Here is a 14,287-nt window from a genome sequence, read left to right on the forward strand (position 1 = left end):
GTGATCGAAGAGCCGGTTCTGGCCGACGCCCCGGCGGAAGAAGCCGCCCTCTGATTTTTGCCGGCCGGCGGCTTTCGGGCGGGGTTTCCTGTCCGGCGGCCGCCGGCGGCGCCGTTTTCCAGGGGCGCGAAGGGCGGCTGGCTTCACGGCAGCCGCTCTCTCTGCAGCCGGGGTCCCCTTTGAGGGACCGCAGGGCGAACCGTTCGCGCCGGTGCGGCGCATCCGCCGCCGCTGCAATCAGGCCGCACTGCAATCAGGCCGACATGAAGGCCGGGCAGGGTCGTCCCCGATCATCCGAATTTCCCGCTTCAGGGCCGGCGGCCTTGCGGCGACAACCGTTCCAACGAGGCTACCGATGAGCATTTCCGCCCAGATGGTGAAGGAGCTCCGCGAGAAGACCGGCGCGGGCATGATGGACTGCAAGGCGGCCCTCACCGAAACGTCCGGCGACATGGAAGCCGCCATCGACTGGCTGCGCAAGAAGGGTCTGTCCAAGGCCGCCAAGAAGGCCGGCCGCGTGGCCGCCGAGGGTCTGGTGGGCGTCGTCTCCAACGGCACGTCCGCGGCCGTCGTCGAGGTGAACTCCGAGACCGACTTCGTGGCCCGCAACGAGCAGTTCCAGAATCTGGTGCGCGCGATTGCCGATGTGGCGCTGTCGTCCGGCGGCAGCCGCGACACCACCGCCACGGCAACGTTCCCCGGCAAGGGCCACACGGTTGAGGACGAGCTGCGCGAGGCCATCGCCACCATCGGCGAGAACATGACCCTGCGCCGCACCCATGTGCTGAAGGTCGACGACGGCGTGGTTGCCACCTACGTGCACAACGCCGCCGGCGAAGGCCTCGGCAAGATCGGCGTTCTGGTGGCGCTGCAGTCGACCGGCGACAAGGCCGCGCTGGCCGAGCTCGGCCGCAAGATCGCCATGCACGTTGCCGCCACCAGCCCGCTGGGTCTGGCTGCCGAAGACATCGCGCAGGACGTGCTCGACCGCGAGCGTTCGGTCTATGCCGATCAGGCCCGCCAGTCCGGCAAGCCGGAGAACATCATCGAGAAGATGGTGGAAGGCCGCATGCGCAAGTTCTTCGAGGAGGTCACCCTCCTGAAGCAGGCGTTCGTGCTGAACCCGGACCAGACCGTCGAGGCCGCTGTGGCCGAGACCGCCAAGGCCATCGGCGCGCCGATCAAGGTCGTGGCGTTCGCCCGCTTCGCGCTGGGCGAGGGCATCGAGAAGGAGACCTCGGACTTCGCGGCCGAGGTTGCGGCTGCCGCCGGCGCCTGACCGGCCCGACGATGACCGGTTTTTGCGGCCCGGAAGCCCGGCTTCCGGGCCGCTTTTTCGCCTGAAGGCCGGCGGGCTGCGAAGCGCCGCCCGCCCCGGGGGGCGACGGCGCGCCACGCTTCCGGTTCCCAGCCGGACTGTGCCATGGATGGGCGCCACCCAAAGCCACCGATGATGAGGAAGAACCGATGAGCTCCGACGCAGAGATCGCCGACGCCCGCTCCGCGCTGAAGTGGAAGCGCGTGCTGCTCAAAGTCTCCGGCGAGGCGCTGATGGGGGCGCAGGGCTTCGGCATCGATACCCGCGTTCTGGACCGGGTGGCCGACGAGATCGCCCAGGCGGTGCGCATCGGCGCGCAGGTCGGTCTGGTGGTGGGCGGCGGCAATTTCGTGCGCGGTGCGCGCATCGCCGCCGGCGGCGTCAACCGCGTGGCCGGCGACCACATGGGCATGCTGGCCACCGTCATGAACTGTCTGGCGCTGCACGATGCGCTGACCCGGCGCGGCATCGATGCGCGCGTGGTTTCGGCGCTGACGGTGCCGACGGTGTGCGAGACCTTCACCCAGCGCGGTGCGCAGGAGCACATGGAGGCCGGCCGCGTGGTGCTGTTCGCCGGCGGCACCGGCAATCCGTTCTTCACCACCGATTCCGGCGCGGCGCTGCGCGCGGCCGAGATGGGCTGCGACGCGCTGCTGAAGGGCACCAACGTCGACGGTGTCTACTCGGCCGATCCCAAGCGCGAGCCCTCCGCCGTGCGTTACGACCGCCTCAGCCATCAGGAAGTGCTGGCCCGCGGGCTTGCCGTGATGGACGCAGCCGCAATCGCACTTGCCCGCGACAATGCCATTCCTGTAATCGTGTTCTCGATCCAGGAGCCGGGGGCGTTCATCGACGTTCTCTGCGGGCGTGGCCGGGCTACGATCGTCGCTGACTGATCGCCGCCGGGCCCGGCGGTCCCGCTGCATCGCATGCGTGCTGTCCGGTGCGCCGGGCACGGCCCGGGCGGCCGGGCGCGGTGCGGCAGCGGGCCGGGCCGGCCGGCTCCACTGCAATTCGACAGCCTTCTCGCGGCCGCCCGGGGTGGCCGGCGCGGACGGTGGCCAAACAGGCGAGGAAATTCCATGAGCAACGGGGCGTTCGATCAGGCCGGTCTCAAGCGGCGTATGCAGGGTGCCGTCGATGTGCTGAAGAACGAGCTGTCGGGTCTGCGCACCGGCCGGGCCTCGGCCAGCCTGCTCGATCCGATCGTGGTGGATGTTTACGGCTCCACCATGCCGCTGAACCAGCTCGCGACCGTCAGCGTGCCCGAGCCGCGCCTCATCAGCGTGCAGGTGTGGGACCGCTCCACCGCCGGCGCCGTCGAGCGGGCGATCCGCGAGTCGAGCCTCGGTCTGAACCCGGTCGTGGAAGGCACCTCGATGCGGATTCCGATTCCCGAGCTCAACGCCGAGCGCCGTCAGGAACTCATCAAGGTTGCCAACAAATATGCCGAGCAGGCCCGCATCGCCGTGCGCCATGTGCGCCGCGACGGCATGGAAATGCTGAAGAAGCTGGAGAAGGACGGCATCGTGGGTCAGGATGAGCAGCGCGGGCTCTCCGACAAGGTGCAGAAGCTGACGGACGAGACGATCACCGAGATCGATGCGCTGCTCGCCCACAAGGAGAAGGAAATCGCGCAGGTCTGAGGCGCGGCCGGATGCGCTGCGGCGCAGCACCGGCGCGTGCGGGGATGGCGCGCGCCGGCTGCCGCAGCGCAGGCGGCAGGGCCCGGCAGGATGCGGCGCGGCCCGGGGGCCGCCGGCCCATGAGGACGGGAAAGGGTTGGCGTTGACGCAGGTTTTCGGGGGCAGTTCGGCCATGAAGGCAGGGCAGGGCAGCGGCGGCGCCGTGCCCCGCCATGTTGCCATCATCATGGATGGCAACGGCCGCTGGGCACAGGCACAGGGCCTGCCGCGCGTCGAGGGGCACCGCCGCGGCGTGGAAGTCGTGCGCCGCACCGTGCGCCATGCGCGCGCCCGCGGCATCGGCTATCTGACGCTGTTCTCGTTCTCCTCGGAAAACTGGACCCGCCCGCCCGAGGAAGTCGCCTTCCTGCTCAATCTGCTGAAGATCTTCATCCGCCGCGATCTGACCGAACTGGAGCGCGCCAACGTGCGGGTGCGCATCATCGGCGACCGCGAGGCGCTGGTCGCCGACCTCAGAGCCCTGCTGGACGATGCGGAGGCCCGCACCGCCGCCAACACCGGGCTGACGCTGGTCATCGCCTTCAATTACGGCGCGCGCGACGAGATCACCCGCGCGGTGCGCCGTCTGGCGCAGGCCGCAGCCGAGGGGCGGCTCGATCCGACGGCCATCCGCGAGGATACCCTGTCGGCCGCGCTCGATACCGCCGGCACGCCCGATCCGGATCTGATCATCCGCACCAGCGGCGAAATGCGGCTGTCGAATTTTCTGCTGTGGCAGGCGGCCTATGCGGAGCTGGTGTTCGCGCCCATGGCGTGGCCGGAATTCGACGAGGCGGCCTTCGATGCCGCTCTGGCGGAATATGCCGGCCGCGACCGGCGCTTCGGCGGCCTCAGCGCCTGTGCGGCCAGCTAGACGCGGCGTGGCGGGAGAACTCGGATGTCACGACCCAGCGGGCCGGCTGCCTCTTCCCCCGGTGTTGATCCCGGCCCCGGCACGGGCGGCGCGCGGCAGAAGCGGCGCGGCGAACTGGTTCTGCGCATCCTGTCGTCGCTGGCCCTCGGTCCGCTGACGCTGGTCATCCTGTGGTTCGGCGGCCCGGCTTTTACCGTGCTCATCGCGCTGGTGGGCGTGCTGGTGTGGTGCGAGTGGATCACCATGGTTGCGGCCGGCCGCGACCGCGTGCTGCTCGGCGGCGGGGCGGCGGTGCTGGTGGCGGCGCTGGCCGCCGTGCTGGCGGCAAAGCCGTTTGCGGCGGCCGGCCTTCTGGTTGCCGGGGCGCTGGCGGTGGCGCTGCTCACCGGCCGGCAGAGCGGGGCGATTGCGCGGCGGGCCCATGCCGCGGGGCGCCCGTCGCGGCGCACCGCCACGCGCATGCTGCTGGCGGCGGCCGGCGTGTTCTATGCGGCGCTGCCGGCCATTTCTCTGGTGGTGCTGCGCGGCGAGAGCTACGGCCGCGTGGCGACATTCCTTCTTATGCTCGTGGTGTGGACCACGGATATCGCCGCTTATGCCGGCGGCCGCGCCATCGGCGGGCCCAGGCTGTGGCGGGCGGTTTCGCCCAACAAGACCTGGTCGGGCGCGCTTTCCGGCGTGTTCGGTGCGGTGCTCATGGCGCTGGGCGTGGCGGCGGCGGCGGGCCTGCCGGCCGGGCTGGCGGTGGCGGCTATCGGCGCCGTGCTGTCGGTGGGCAGCCAGATCGGCGATCTCATCGAATCGGCTGCCAAGCGGGCGCTGGGCGTGAAGGACAGCGGCAATCTTCTGCCCGGCCACGGCGGTTTCCTCGACCGCGTCGACGGCCTGATGGCAGCCGCCGTTCTGGCGCTGGTGCTGTCGCTGCCGGCGCTGCTGCAGCATCTTTGAGGCCGGCGCGCCTTTAAAGAGCCGCGCGCGCCGACCATCTTCAGGCGGTGTGCGGCATCGGCGCACCCGGCGGGCACGAAAGGCAGGACTGAGCCATGGCAATGATCGGTGATTTCGGCTTCGGCCTGCTCGGCTACGTGGTGCCGTTCCTGTTCGTGCTCACCATCATCGTCTTCTTTCATGAACTCGGCCATTTCCTCGTCGCGCGCTGGTGCGGCGTGCGTGTCGATACGTTCTCGCTCGGCTTCGGCCGCGAGCTTTTCGGCTGGAACGACCGACACGGCACACGCTGGCGGGTGGCGGCCATTCCGCTCGGCGGCTACGTGAAATTCGCCGGCGACGAGAATGCCGCCAGCGTGCCCGACCGCGCCGCCATCGAGGCGATGAGCGAGGACGAGCGCCGCGGCAGCTTCGTCGCCAAGCCGTTGTGGCAGCGCGCCGCGGTGGTGGCGGCGGGGCCGGTCGCCAATTTCATTCTGGCCATCGTCATCTTTGCCGTGCTGCTCACGCTCTATGGCCGCCCGGTGACCGAGGCGCGCGTCGACGGGCTGGAGCCGGGCGGGGCGGCGGCCGCCGCCGGCTTTCAGGTCGGCGACGTGATCCTGTCTATCGACGGCACGGCGATCGATTCCTTCGGCGGCGTGCAGCGCATCGTGGCGTCCTCGGCCGGCGACACGCTGGCGATGACGGTGAAGCGCGGCGAGGGCACGGTTCAGCTCACGGTCGTGCCGCAAGCGCGCGAGGTGCAGGACCGCTTCGGCAACACCCAGCGCATCGGCGTGCTCGGCATCCGCCGCGATGTGCAGAGCGGGGGCGTCACGGTGCGCCGCTATTCCGTGCCCGAGGCGGTGGTGGAAGGGGCGCGGGAGACGTGGTTCGTGGTCGACCGCACCGCCGACTATCTGGCCAAGGTGGTGATGGGCCGGGAATCGGCCGACCAGCTCGGCGGCACCATCCGCATGGCCGAGGTCTCCGGGCAGGTGGCGCGGGAAGGATTCGTGGCCCTGCTCAATCTGGCCGCGGTGTTTTCGGTCAGCATCGGCCTTCTCAACCTGCTGCCGGTTCCCATGCTCGATGGCGGACATCTGGCTTTTTATGCCTACGAGGCCGTGGTGCGCCGGCCGCTGAGTGCGCGGGCGCAGGATATCGGCTTCCGAATCGGACTGGCGCTGGTGCTGATGCTGATGGTGTTCGCAACCTGGAATGACATCATGCACCTGACGCGCCGCATGCTTGCGGACTCGTGAGGGCGTTTTTTCCAGAGAAGCCGGGCGGCTGCGGCCGGGCGCGGGGCCGCGCCGGTGGATGAAACCGGTGCCCCGGTTGACTCTGCCCGGCCCGGCGGGCTTTCTCCCGTGACCGAACGGCAACGGATGGAAGGCATTCGTTCACCCTGTTGTTGCCGTCATATTGCCTCGTCCAGGAAACCCTGCGATACCACGACGTGGCATATCAGATCGTGGCGTGCCGGCTCGGTGCGCTTTCCACGAGACCGGATGAAGAGGGCCAGCAGACCCCATGCATTTGCTCAACATGCGTACCGTTGACATCGTGCTGAGGCGGATTGCCCTTGCGGTCGCGCTCTCCACTGTTCCGGCTGCCGTGGCACCGCAGCTTCCGCTTCTGGGTGCGCCCGGGGCAAAGGCCGACACCGTCGGCCGCATCGTGGTCAACGGTGCCTCGCGCATCGACAGCGAGACGGTTCAGGCCTACCTGACCATCAAGCCGGGCCGTCCGTTCACGGCTGCCGACCTCGACGAGTCGCTCAAGGCGCTTTATGCGACGGGCCTCTTCAAGGACGTGAAGATCAGCCAGCAGGGCGGCACGCTCGTTGTGAACGTGGTCGAGAACCCGATCATCAACGAGGTCGCTTTCGAGGGCAACAAGCGCCTGTCGAACGAGACCCTGCAGGGCATCGTCGAATCGAAGTCGCGCTCGGTGCTGACCACCGCCCGCGTTCAGGCCGACGTGCAGCGCATCATCGACGCCTACCGGTCCAACGGCCGCTTCCGCGCCACGGTGACGCCGAAGATCATCGAGCTTCCGCAGAACCGCGTGAATCTCGTGTTCGAGATCAACGAAGGCGACAAGACGGGCGTTTCCCGCATCACCTTCGTCGGCAATCATGCCTTCTCCGACCGTCGCCTGCTGGACGTGATCCGCACCCGCGAATCCGGCCTGCTCGGCTGGCTGCGCACCACGGATACCTACGATCCGGAGCGCCTGTCGTCGGATGAGGAACTGCTGCGCCAGTTCTACTTCAATCACGGCTACGCCGATTTCCGCGTGGTGTCGTCCACGGCGGAGCTGGACCGTGAGCGCAACACCTTCTTCATCACCTTCACGGTCGATGAGGGCCCGCTTTATCGCTTCGGCGACGTGGCGGTGGAGAGCTCGCTGAAGTCGCTCGATACCAAGCGCCTGATGGGCGTGGTGGAGACGACGCAGGGCTCGGTCTACAACGCCTCGCTGGTTGAGAAGAGCATCGAGAACCTCACCATCGAGGCCTCGAAGGATGGTTACGCGTTCGCTCAGGTGCGGCCGCGCGGCGATCGCAATTACGAGAACCACACCATCTCGGTGACCTACGCCCTCGACGAAGGCCCGCGGGCTTACATCGAGCGCATCAACATCCGCGGCAACAGCCGCACCCGTGACTACGTGATCCGCCGCGCCTTCGACGTGGTGGAGGGCGACGCCTACAACCGCGTTCTGATCGACCGCGCCCAGCGCCGCCTGAACGATCTCGGGTTCTTCAAGGTCGTCAACATCACCACCGAGCCGGGCTCCGAGCCTGACCGCGTGATCGTGAACGTGGATGTCGAAGAGCAGTCGACCGGCGAAATCTCGTTCGGTGTCGGCTACTCGACCTCGGACGGCGTGATCGGCGACGTGTCGGTGACGGAAAAGAACTTCCTCGGCCGCGGTCAGTATGTCCGCGTGGCGGTGGGCGGTGGCGGTTCGTCGCAGACGGCCGACCTGTCCTTCACCGAGCCGTACTTCCTCGGCCGGCGTATTGCGGCGGGCTTCGACCTCTATGCCCGTAACCTCGCGACCACGAGCTACCGCAACTACGAGCAGAAGACCTACGGCGGCGATATCCGCTTCAACTTCCCGATCACCGAGGCGTTCAACACCGGCGTCTACTACCGGCTGGATAACAACGACATCTCGGTCGAGAACGATTACGGCCAGATCGCATCGGCGATCATGGAAGCTCAGGGCACCACGATCACTTCGCTGGTCGGCCTGACCTTCACCTACAACAAGCTCGACAGCAGCACGAACCCGCAGGACGGCTATTACGCCAAGCTGGTTCAGGAAATCGCCGGCCTCGGCGGTGACTCGCGCTACTCCAAGACCGGCATCGATGCCCGCTACTACCACAGCCTCTATGCTGACTGGGGTCTGCTCGGCATGCTGCGGGCGCAGGGCGGCGTCATCCAGAGCTTCGGTGGCTACGACCTGAACGTCAGCCAGCAGTACTTCGTCGGCGGCGATATCATCCGCGGCTTCGCGGACAGCGGTATCGGCCCGCGCGACAAGAACACCGGCGACGCGCTGGGCGGCGAGTACTACTGGGCGGTGTCGGCGGAAATGGACGCCCCGATCCCGTACCTGCCGCAGGAACTGGGCCTGTCGTGGGCGGCCTTCACCGACGCCGGCTCGCTGTGGAATGTCGCCGACGGCATCAACGGTGCCTATGTGTGGCCGTCCCCGGTCACCGTGGTGGAAGGCAACGAGATGTCGGTGCGCTGGTCGGCCGGCTTCGGTATCCGCTGGCAGTCGCCGTTCGGTCCGCTGCGTGCCGACTTCGCCTGGCCGGTCGTCAAGGAAGACTTCGACAAGACCGAAGTGTTCCGTCTCAGCGGCGGCACCCGCTTCTGATCGCGGCCGGGGCGCCTGCCTGCACACAGCAGGCGGGCGGCCCGCCGGCCTTGCAGCCTGAAACCCTGCAGCCAGAGGCAGAGCGTCTCAGCCTCGCTGCCACAGGCCCTTCGGCATCACGGCCCCGGATCGAGGAAGGTGACCGCCCGCGCGGTCACCTTTCGTTTGTCAGGGCCTGTCGTTTATCAGGGCCTGTTGCGCCGGCCGGTGAGGCCGGGCGGCCTTGCCGCCGGTCCTGAGGAGAGGACAGACGATGACGGATCCGGTGTTCTTTTCGGTGCCCGAACCGATGACGGTCGAGGCACTGGCCGGCATTGGCGGCGGCGAGATCCTGCGCGGCGATCCCGGCCTGTTTCTGGCGGGCGTCGGACCGCTCGACGAGGCCGGTCCGGACCGGCTGAGCTTCATCGATAACCCGCGCTATCTCGGCCAGCTTGCCGAAACCCGGGCCGGGGCCGTTTTCTGCCCGGCCAAGTTTGCCGATCGCGTGCCGGACGGCGTTGCCGTCATCGTGTCGCGCCAGCCCTATCGGGCGTTTGCGCTGGCCACCGCCGCCTTCTTTCCGCAGGCAGTGCGGCCGGCCGGCATCGTGCGCGGACACGGCATTTCGCCGGCCGCGCACGTCGACCCCGCCGCCCGGCTGGAGCAGGGTGTGGTCGTGGAACCCGGCGCGGTGATCGGGCCGGAAGCCGAGATCGGCGAGGGCACGGTGATCGCGGCCAATGCGGTGATCGGCGCGGCCGTCCGCATCGGTCGCCATTCCTATATCGGCCCGGCGGCCGTGCTGCAGCACACTCTCATCGGCGACCGCGTCATCGTGCACCCGGGCGTCAAGATCGGGCAGGATGGCTTCGGCTTCGCGCTCGGCGCGGGCGGCCATCTGAAGGTGCCGCAGATCGGGCGCGTGGTGATCCAGAACGACGTCGAGATCGGCGCCAACACCACCATCGACCGCGGGGCCAACCGCGACACGGTGGTGGGCGAGGGTACCAAGATCGACAATCAGGTTCAGATCGGTCACAACGTCGTCGCCGGGCGGCACTGCGTCATCATTTCCCAGGTCGGAATTTCGGGGTCGACGATCCTCGACGATTATGTGGTTCTGGCGGGCAAGGTGGGGCTGGCCGGGCACCTGCATCTCGGGATGGGGGCGCAGGTCGGCGGGGGCAGCAACGTGGCCCACGACATTCCCGCCGGAGAACGCTGGATCGGCACGCCTGCGCAGCCGATCCGCGAGTGGACACAGGAACGACGCGCTCTGGCGGCACTGGCGAAGGCGAAGCGTGCCGGCGAGACGAAGGAAGACGAGGAGCCCAAACGGTGACGGTCGAGCAAGACACCCCTAACCGCGCGGACGTGACATTGCCGGCCGGGACGGCGCCGGAACCGGTGACGCTCGGTTCGGCCGATATCATGCGCATCCTGGAGATGCTGCCCCATCGTTACCCGTTCCTGATGGTGGACCGCATCGCCGACATGCTCGGCGACGAATCCTGCATCGGCTACAAGAACGTCACCTTCAACGAGCCGCATTTCCTCGGCCATTTCCCCGGCCGGCCGGTGATGCCGGGCGTGCTGATCATCGAGGGCATGGCCCAGACGGCGGGTGCGCTGTGCATTCACGCGCGCAGCAACAAGGCCGCGCCGTCGGTCGTCTATCTGATGACCATCGATGCCGCGAAGTTCCGCAAGCCGGTGATGCCCGGCGACGTGCTTGAATATCACGTCAAGAAGGTGCGCAACCGCGCCAGCATCTGGAAGTTCCACTGCGATGCCATCGTCGCCGGCACCCGGGTGGCAGAAGCCGATATCAGTGCGATGCTGGTCGACGCATGATGGCGGACGTGATCCCCGATACGCTGTCTGACACCGCTGTCGCGCCGGGCATCGACGCGAGCGCCGCGGTTCATCCCACGGCCATCGTGGAGGCCGGTGCCGCGGTCGGCCCGAACGTGAAGATCGGGCCGTTCTCCATCATCGGGCCGGAGGTGAGCCTCGCCGCCGGCGTCGAGGTCGGTTCCCATGTGGTGATCGGCGGCCGCACGCGGATCGGGCCGGGCTGCCGCATCTTCCCGTTTGCCGCTCTCGGTCTGCAGCCGCAGGACCGCAAGTTCCGCGGCGAGCAGAGCCGGCTGGATATCGGCGCGGGAACGGTGATCCGTGAATATGTCACGATCAACACCGGCACCGAAGGCGGCGGCATGGTGACCCGCCTTGGCGAGCGCTGCCTGCTGCTGGCCCATGCCCACGTCGGCCACGACTGCCAGATCGGCAACGATGTGCTGCTGGTCAACAATGTCATGCTCGGCGGGCATGTGCTGATCGAGGATTTTGCCAGCCTCGGCGGCGGTTCGGCGGTGCACCAGTTCGTGCGCATCGGCGCCTATGCCTTCCTCGGCGGTCTCTCCGGTCTGGAGCACGACCTGATCCCGTTCGGCATGGCGATCGGCAACCGCGCGCATCTGGCCGGCCTCAATCTGGTCGGTCTGAAGCGGCGCGGCTTTCCGCGCGAGGATATCCATGCGCTGCGCCGGGCCTACCGGGTGCTGTTCGCCGGCGAGGGTACGCTCGCGGAGCGCAACGAGCAGGTTGCGTCGGCGTTCCAGTCGCAGACGGTGGAGATGGTGACGGCGTTCATCCGGCAGGGCGGCGACCGCTCGCTGTGCACGCCCGACGCGCCGCCGGCGGGTGGCGCGGCCTGAGCCGGCGGCGGCCGGGCGCAGGCCCGGCGTCGCAGGCACAATCGGCGCCGCAAGCAAAAGAGGTGCGCTCTGAACGCCTTCTGCATCAGGGCCCCGCGCGAGGGGGGCGTGCGATGACAACGACCATTCCGGCAGCGGCGCCGCCGCTTGCCATCATTGCCGGCGGCGGCGTGCTGCCCGCCGAGGTGGCCTCAGAGGTGGTCGCCTCCGGCCGGCGCGTGGTGCTGATCGGCATCCACGGCGAGGCGGAGCCGGCGGCCCTTGAGCCGCTCGGGCGCATTGCCGACAGCGTGCGGCTGGAGTGGCTGGAGTGGGGGCAGATCGGCCGCCTGCTGGCGCTGCTCGCCCACGAGGGCGCCCGTGAGGTGGTGCTCGCCGGTTCGATCTCCCGCCGCCCGGATTTCCGCGCCATCGTCGGCGATTTCGGCACGCTGAAACGGCTGCCGCGTATCATCGCCGCCATGGTTGGCGGCGATGACAGCGTGCTGACGCGCGTCATCGGCCTGTTCGAGCGCGAGGGCGTGACCATCGTCGGACTGGGCGATGTGGCGCCGCGGCTGCTGATGGGCGAGGGGCCGCAGGGCCGTTGCCGGCCCGACAGTTCCGCTCAGGAGGCCATCGGCGCCGCGGCCGCGGTGGTGACCGCGCTCGGCACGCTCGATGTCGGGCAGGCGGCGGTGGCGCTCGGCCGTCGCGTCGTCGCCATCGAGGGGGCCGAGGGCACCGATGCCATGCTGGAGCGCGTTGCGGCGCTGCGGGCCATCGGCCGCATCGGCCGCGGCGATTACACCGGCGTGCTGGTGAAGGGCATCAAGAGCGGGCAGGACCTGCGGGTGGACCTGCCGACCATCGGCCCGCAGACCGTTATCCGTGCGCATGAGGCCGGCCTTGCGGGCATCGCGGCGGAGACCGGCCGGGTGGTGGTGGTGCAGCGCGCCGCCACGCTGGCAGAGGCGGACCGTCGCGGGCTGTTCCTGTCCGGCTTCGCCCGGGCGGCGGGGGCACGGGCCTGACGGCACTTTTCCTTCTGTTCCCTGTCTTTCTGTTCCCTGACCGGGCCGCAGCGGCCTTTCTGGAGGCGCCATGGCGGGCGACGTCGTTCCTTCCTCAGCGAGCCTGCCGGATGTGCCGGTGCTGACGCTGTTTCTGGTGGCAGGCGAGGAATCGGGCGATCAGCTCGGCGCCGCGCTGATGCGCGCGCTGCCGGCAGCGCTCGGGCGTCCGGTGCGGTTTCTCGGCGTGGGCGGCGAGCGCATGCACCGCGCCGGCCTGACCTCGCTGTTTCCGTTGTCGGATATCTCGGTCATGGGGGCGACCGAGGTCATCGGCCGGCTGCCGACCATCCTGCGCCGCATTCGCGAGGCGGCGGCCGCCGCCATTGCCGCCGCGCCGGCGGCGGTGATCATCATCGACAGCCCGGATTTCACCCACCGCGTCGCCGCCCGCATCCGCAAGGCGCGGCCGGAAATTCCGGTGATCGATTATGTCAGCCCGTCGGTGTGGGCGTGGCGGCCGGGGCGGGCGCGCAAGATGGCGGCCTATGTCGACCATCTGCTGGCCATCCTGCCGTTCGAGCCGGAGGCCCATCGCCGTCTCGGCGGGCCGCCGTGCTCTTATGTCGGCCATCCGCTGCTCGATCATCTGGACGAGCTGCGTCCGGCGCCCGGCGAGCGGAGCGCGCCGGGGCAGGGCCGTCCGGTGCTGCTGCTGCTGCCCGGCAGCCGCCGCAGCGAGGTGAAGCGGCTGCTGGACGATTTCGGCCGCACGCTGCCGCTGATCGCGGAGCGGACCGGGCCGCTCGACGTGTTGCTGCCGGCGGTGCCGCATCTGGCCGACCGCATCGAGGAGGCGGTTGCCGGCTGGCCGGTGCGGCCGGTCGTGGTGCGCGGTGAGGCCGCCAAGCGCGCGGCATTCCGCCGGGCCCATGCGGCGCTTGCCGCTTCCGGCACGGTGTCGCTGGAACTGGCGCTGGCCGGCGTGCCGATGGCCGTCGCCTACCGGCTCGATGTCGTCTATCGCTTCATCAAGCGGCTGAACCGCGTGTTCCCCATCGCGAGCGTGACGTCGATGGTGCTGCCGAACATCATCCTCGGCGAGAACGTGGTGCCGGAATTCCTCGATGAGGAGGCTTCGCCCGAGCGGCTGGCGGCCACCGTGGCGCCGCTGCTGGCAGACGGGCCGCAGCGCCAGCGTCAGCTCGATGCCTTCGCCCGCCTCGATCATCTGATGGCGCTGGAAGGCGGCATCTCGCCCAGCGTGGCCGCCGCGCGGGTGGTGGCGGGCGTGCTGGCCGGCCGCGGGATCGTGTCGCCGCCGGCGGCCTGAGAGCACCCGCCGGGGTTGCCGGAGGCGGGATCGTGCACGGATGCGCGCCCCATGTCAGACTGTTCCGGCGGCCCGCAGCGGGCGGGCGGGAGGAGGCGACATGACCCAGACCTTTGACGTGCCGGTTGCCCCGAGAGTGCTGTGGCAGCCGATCAATCCGTGGACCGCCAGCCACAGCAGCTTCCAGTTCGGCCTTTATAACATCAGCCTCGGCGCCACGGCGGATGCCGGGGCGGAACAGGCGATTCTGGACGATGTCGGCAGCTACGGCCGGCAGCTCGGCCGCATCGGCGATGCGCTGGAGGTGCTGCTGAAACACATCGACCTGACCGGCCTGACGGTGGCGGAGGGCGAGGCGGTGACGGTGCTGAAGGCGCAGCTCATTGCTGTGCGAAAGATTCGCGAACAACACCGCCGCCGCCGCTGAGGCGGGGCCGGGCTGCGGGCGGCCGACGCGGCGGGCCGGTCGCGCGCCCTGCGCACCCCGCGGCCGGTTGCCCGCGTCGGGATGGTGCCGGCGGCCGCGGTCGTCTGCTTTCAGGGGCGG

General features: G+C 69.2%; 13 protein-coding genes. All 13 read left to right on the forward strand.

Annotated features, from left to right (window positions below; all coding sequences use genetic code 11):
* The first annotated feature begins 355 nt into the window (after positions 1-355).
* The 13 genes from tsf to V7067_RS10045 all read left to right on the forward strand — a co-directional run bounded on the left by tsf (position 356) and on the right by V7067_RS10045 (position 14,167).
* Positions 356-1,279 (forward strand): translation elongation factor Ts, encoded by a 924-nt coding sequence (gene tsf, locus V7067_RS09985; RefSeq protein ID WP_334175748.1) that lies wholly within the window; start codon positions 356-358, stop codon positions 1,277-1,279.
* 188 nt (positions 1,280-1,467) lie between these two features.
* Positions 1,468-2,214, forward strand: a complete 747-nt coding sequence (gene pyrH / locus V7067_RS09990; RefSeq protein ID WP_334175749.1) for a UMP kinase — start codon at positions 1,468-1,470, stop codon at positions 2,212-2,214.
* Between the two features lie 186 nt (positions 2,215-2,400).
* On the forward strand, positions 2,401-2,964 hold the full coding sequence (gene frr / locus V7067_RS09995; protein WP_334175750.1) for a ribosome recycling factor: 564 nt from the start codon (positions 2,401-2,403) through the stop codon (positions 2,962-2,964).
* A gap of 172 nt (positions 2,965-3,136) precedes the next feature.
* Positions 3,137-3,877 carry an isoprenyl transferase gene (locus tag V7067_RS10000; protein ID WP_334175759.1) on the forward strand — a complete coding sequence of 247 codons (741 nt, stop codon included), beginning with the start codon at positions 3,137-3,139 and terminating at the stop codon, positions 3,875-3,877.
* A gap of 24 nt (positions 3,878-3,901) precedes the next feature.
* Positions 3,902-4,825: a phosphatidate cytidylyltransferase gene (locus V7067_RS10005; RefSeq protein ID WP_334175751.1), complete on the forward strand. Its 924-nt coding sequence runs from the start codon at positions 3,902-3,904 to the stop codon at positions 4,823-4,825.
* A 95-nt stretch (positions 4,826-4,920) separates the two neighbouring features.
* Positions 4,921-6,072: an RIP metalloprotease RseP gene (rseP, locus tag V7067_RS10010; RefSeq protein ID WP_334175752.1), complete on the forward strand. Its 1,152-nt coding sequence runs from the start codon at positions 4,921-4,923 to the stop codon at positions 6,070-6,072.
* Positions 6,073-6,358: 286 nt separating this feature from the next.
* Positions 6,359-8,713, forward strand: a complete 2,355-nt coding sequence (gene bamA, locus V7067_RS10015; protein ID WP_334175753.1) for an outer membrane protein assembly factor BamA — start codon at positions 6,359-6,361, stop codon at positions 8,711-8,713.
* A 253-nt stretch (positions 8,714-8,966) separates the two neighbouring features.
* Entirely contained in the window at positions 8,967-10,037 is a 1,071-nt protein-coding gene (gene lpxD, locus V7067_RS10020; RefSeq protein WP_334175754.1) for a UDP-3-O-(3-hydroxymyristoyl)glucosamine N-acyltransferase, read from the forward strand.
* Between the two features lie 89 nt (positions 10,038-10,126).
* Complete coding sequence (gene fabZ / locus V7067_RS10025) at positions 10,127-10,549, forward strand: 3-hydroxyacyl-ACP dehydratase FabZ (protein ID WP_334175760.1); 423 nt, start codon at positions 10,127-10,129, stop codon at positions 10,547-10,549.
* Positions 10,546-11,415, forward strand: a complete 870-nt coding sequence (gene lpxA, locus V7067_RS10030; RefSeq protein ID WP_334175755.1) for an acyl-ACP--UDP-N-acetylglucosamine O-acyltransferase — start codon at positions 10,546-10,548, stop codon at positions 11,413-11,415. Before fabZ ends, lpxA begins: the two co-directional genes overlap by 4 nt.
* Before the next feature lie 113 nt (positions 11,416-11,528).
* Entirely contained in the window at positions 11,529-12,428 is a 900-nt protein-coding gene (gene lpxI, locus V7067_RS10035; protein ID WP_334175756.1) for a UDP-2,3-diacylglucosamine diphosphatase LpxI, read from the forward strand.
* 70 nt (positions 12,429-12,498) lie between these two features.
* Positions 12,499-13,740 (forward strand): lipid-A-disaccharide synthase, encoded by a 1,242-nt coding sequence (gene lpxB / locus V7067_RS10040; RefSeq protein ID WP_334175757.1) that lies wholly within the window; start codon positions 12,499-12,501, stop codon positions 13,738-13,740.
* A 100-nt stretch (positions 13,741-13,840) separates the two neighbouring features.
* Positions 13,841-14,167, forward strand: a complete 327-nt coding sequence (locus V7067_RS10045) for a hypothetical protein (protein ID WP_334175758.1) — start codon at positions 13,841-13,843, stop codon at positions 14,165-14,167.
* Positions 14,168-14,287 lie beyond the last annotated feature (120 nt).

The organism is Pseudoxanthobacter sp. (assembly GCF_036822375.1).
Classification (GTDB): Bacteria; Pseudomonadota; Alphaproteobacteria; order Rhizobiales; family Segnochrobactraceae; genus Pseudoxanthobacter.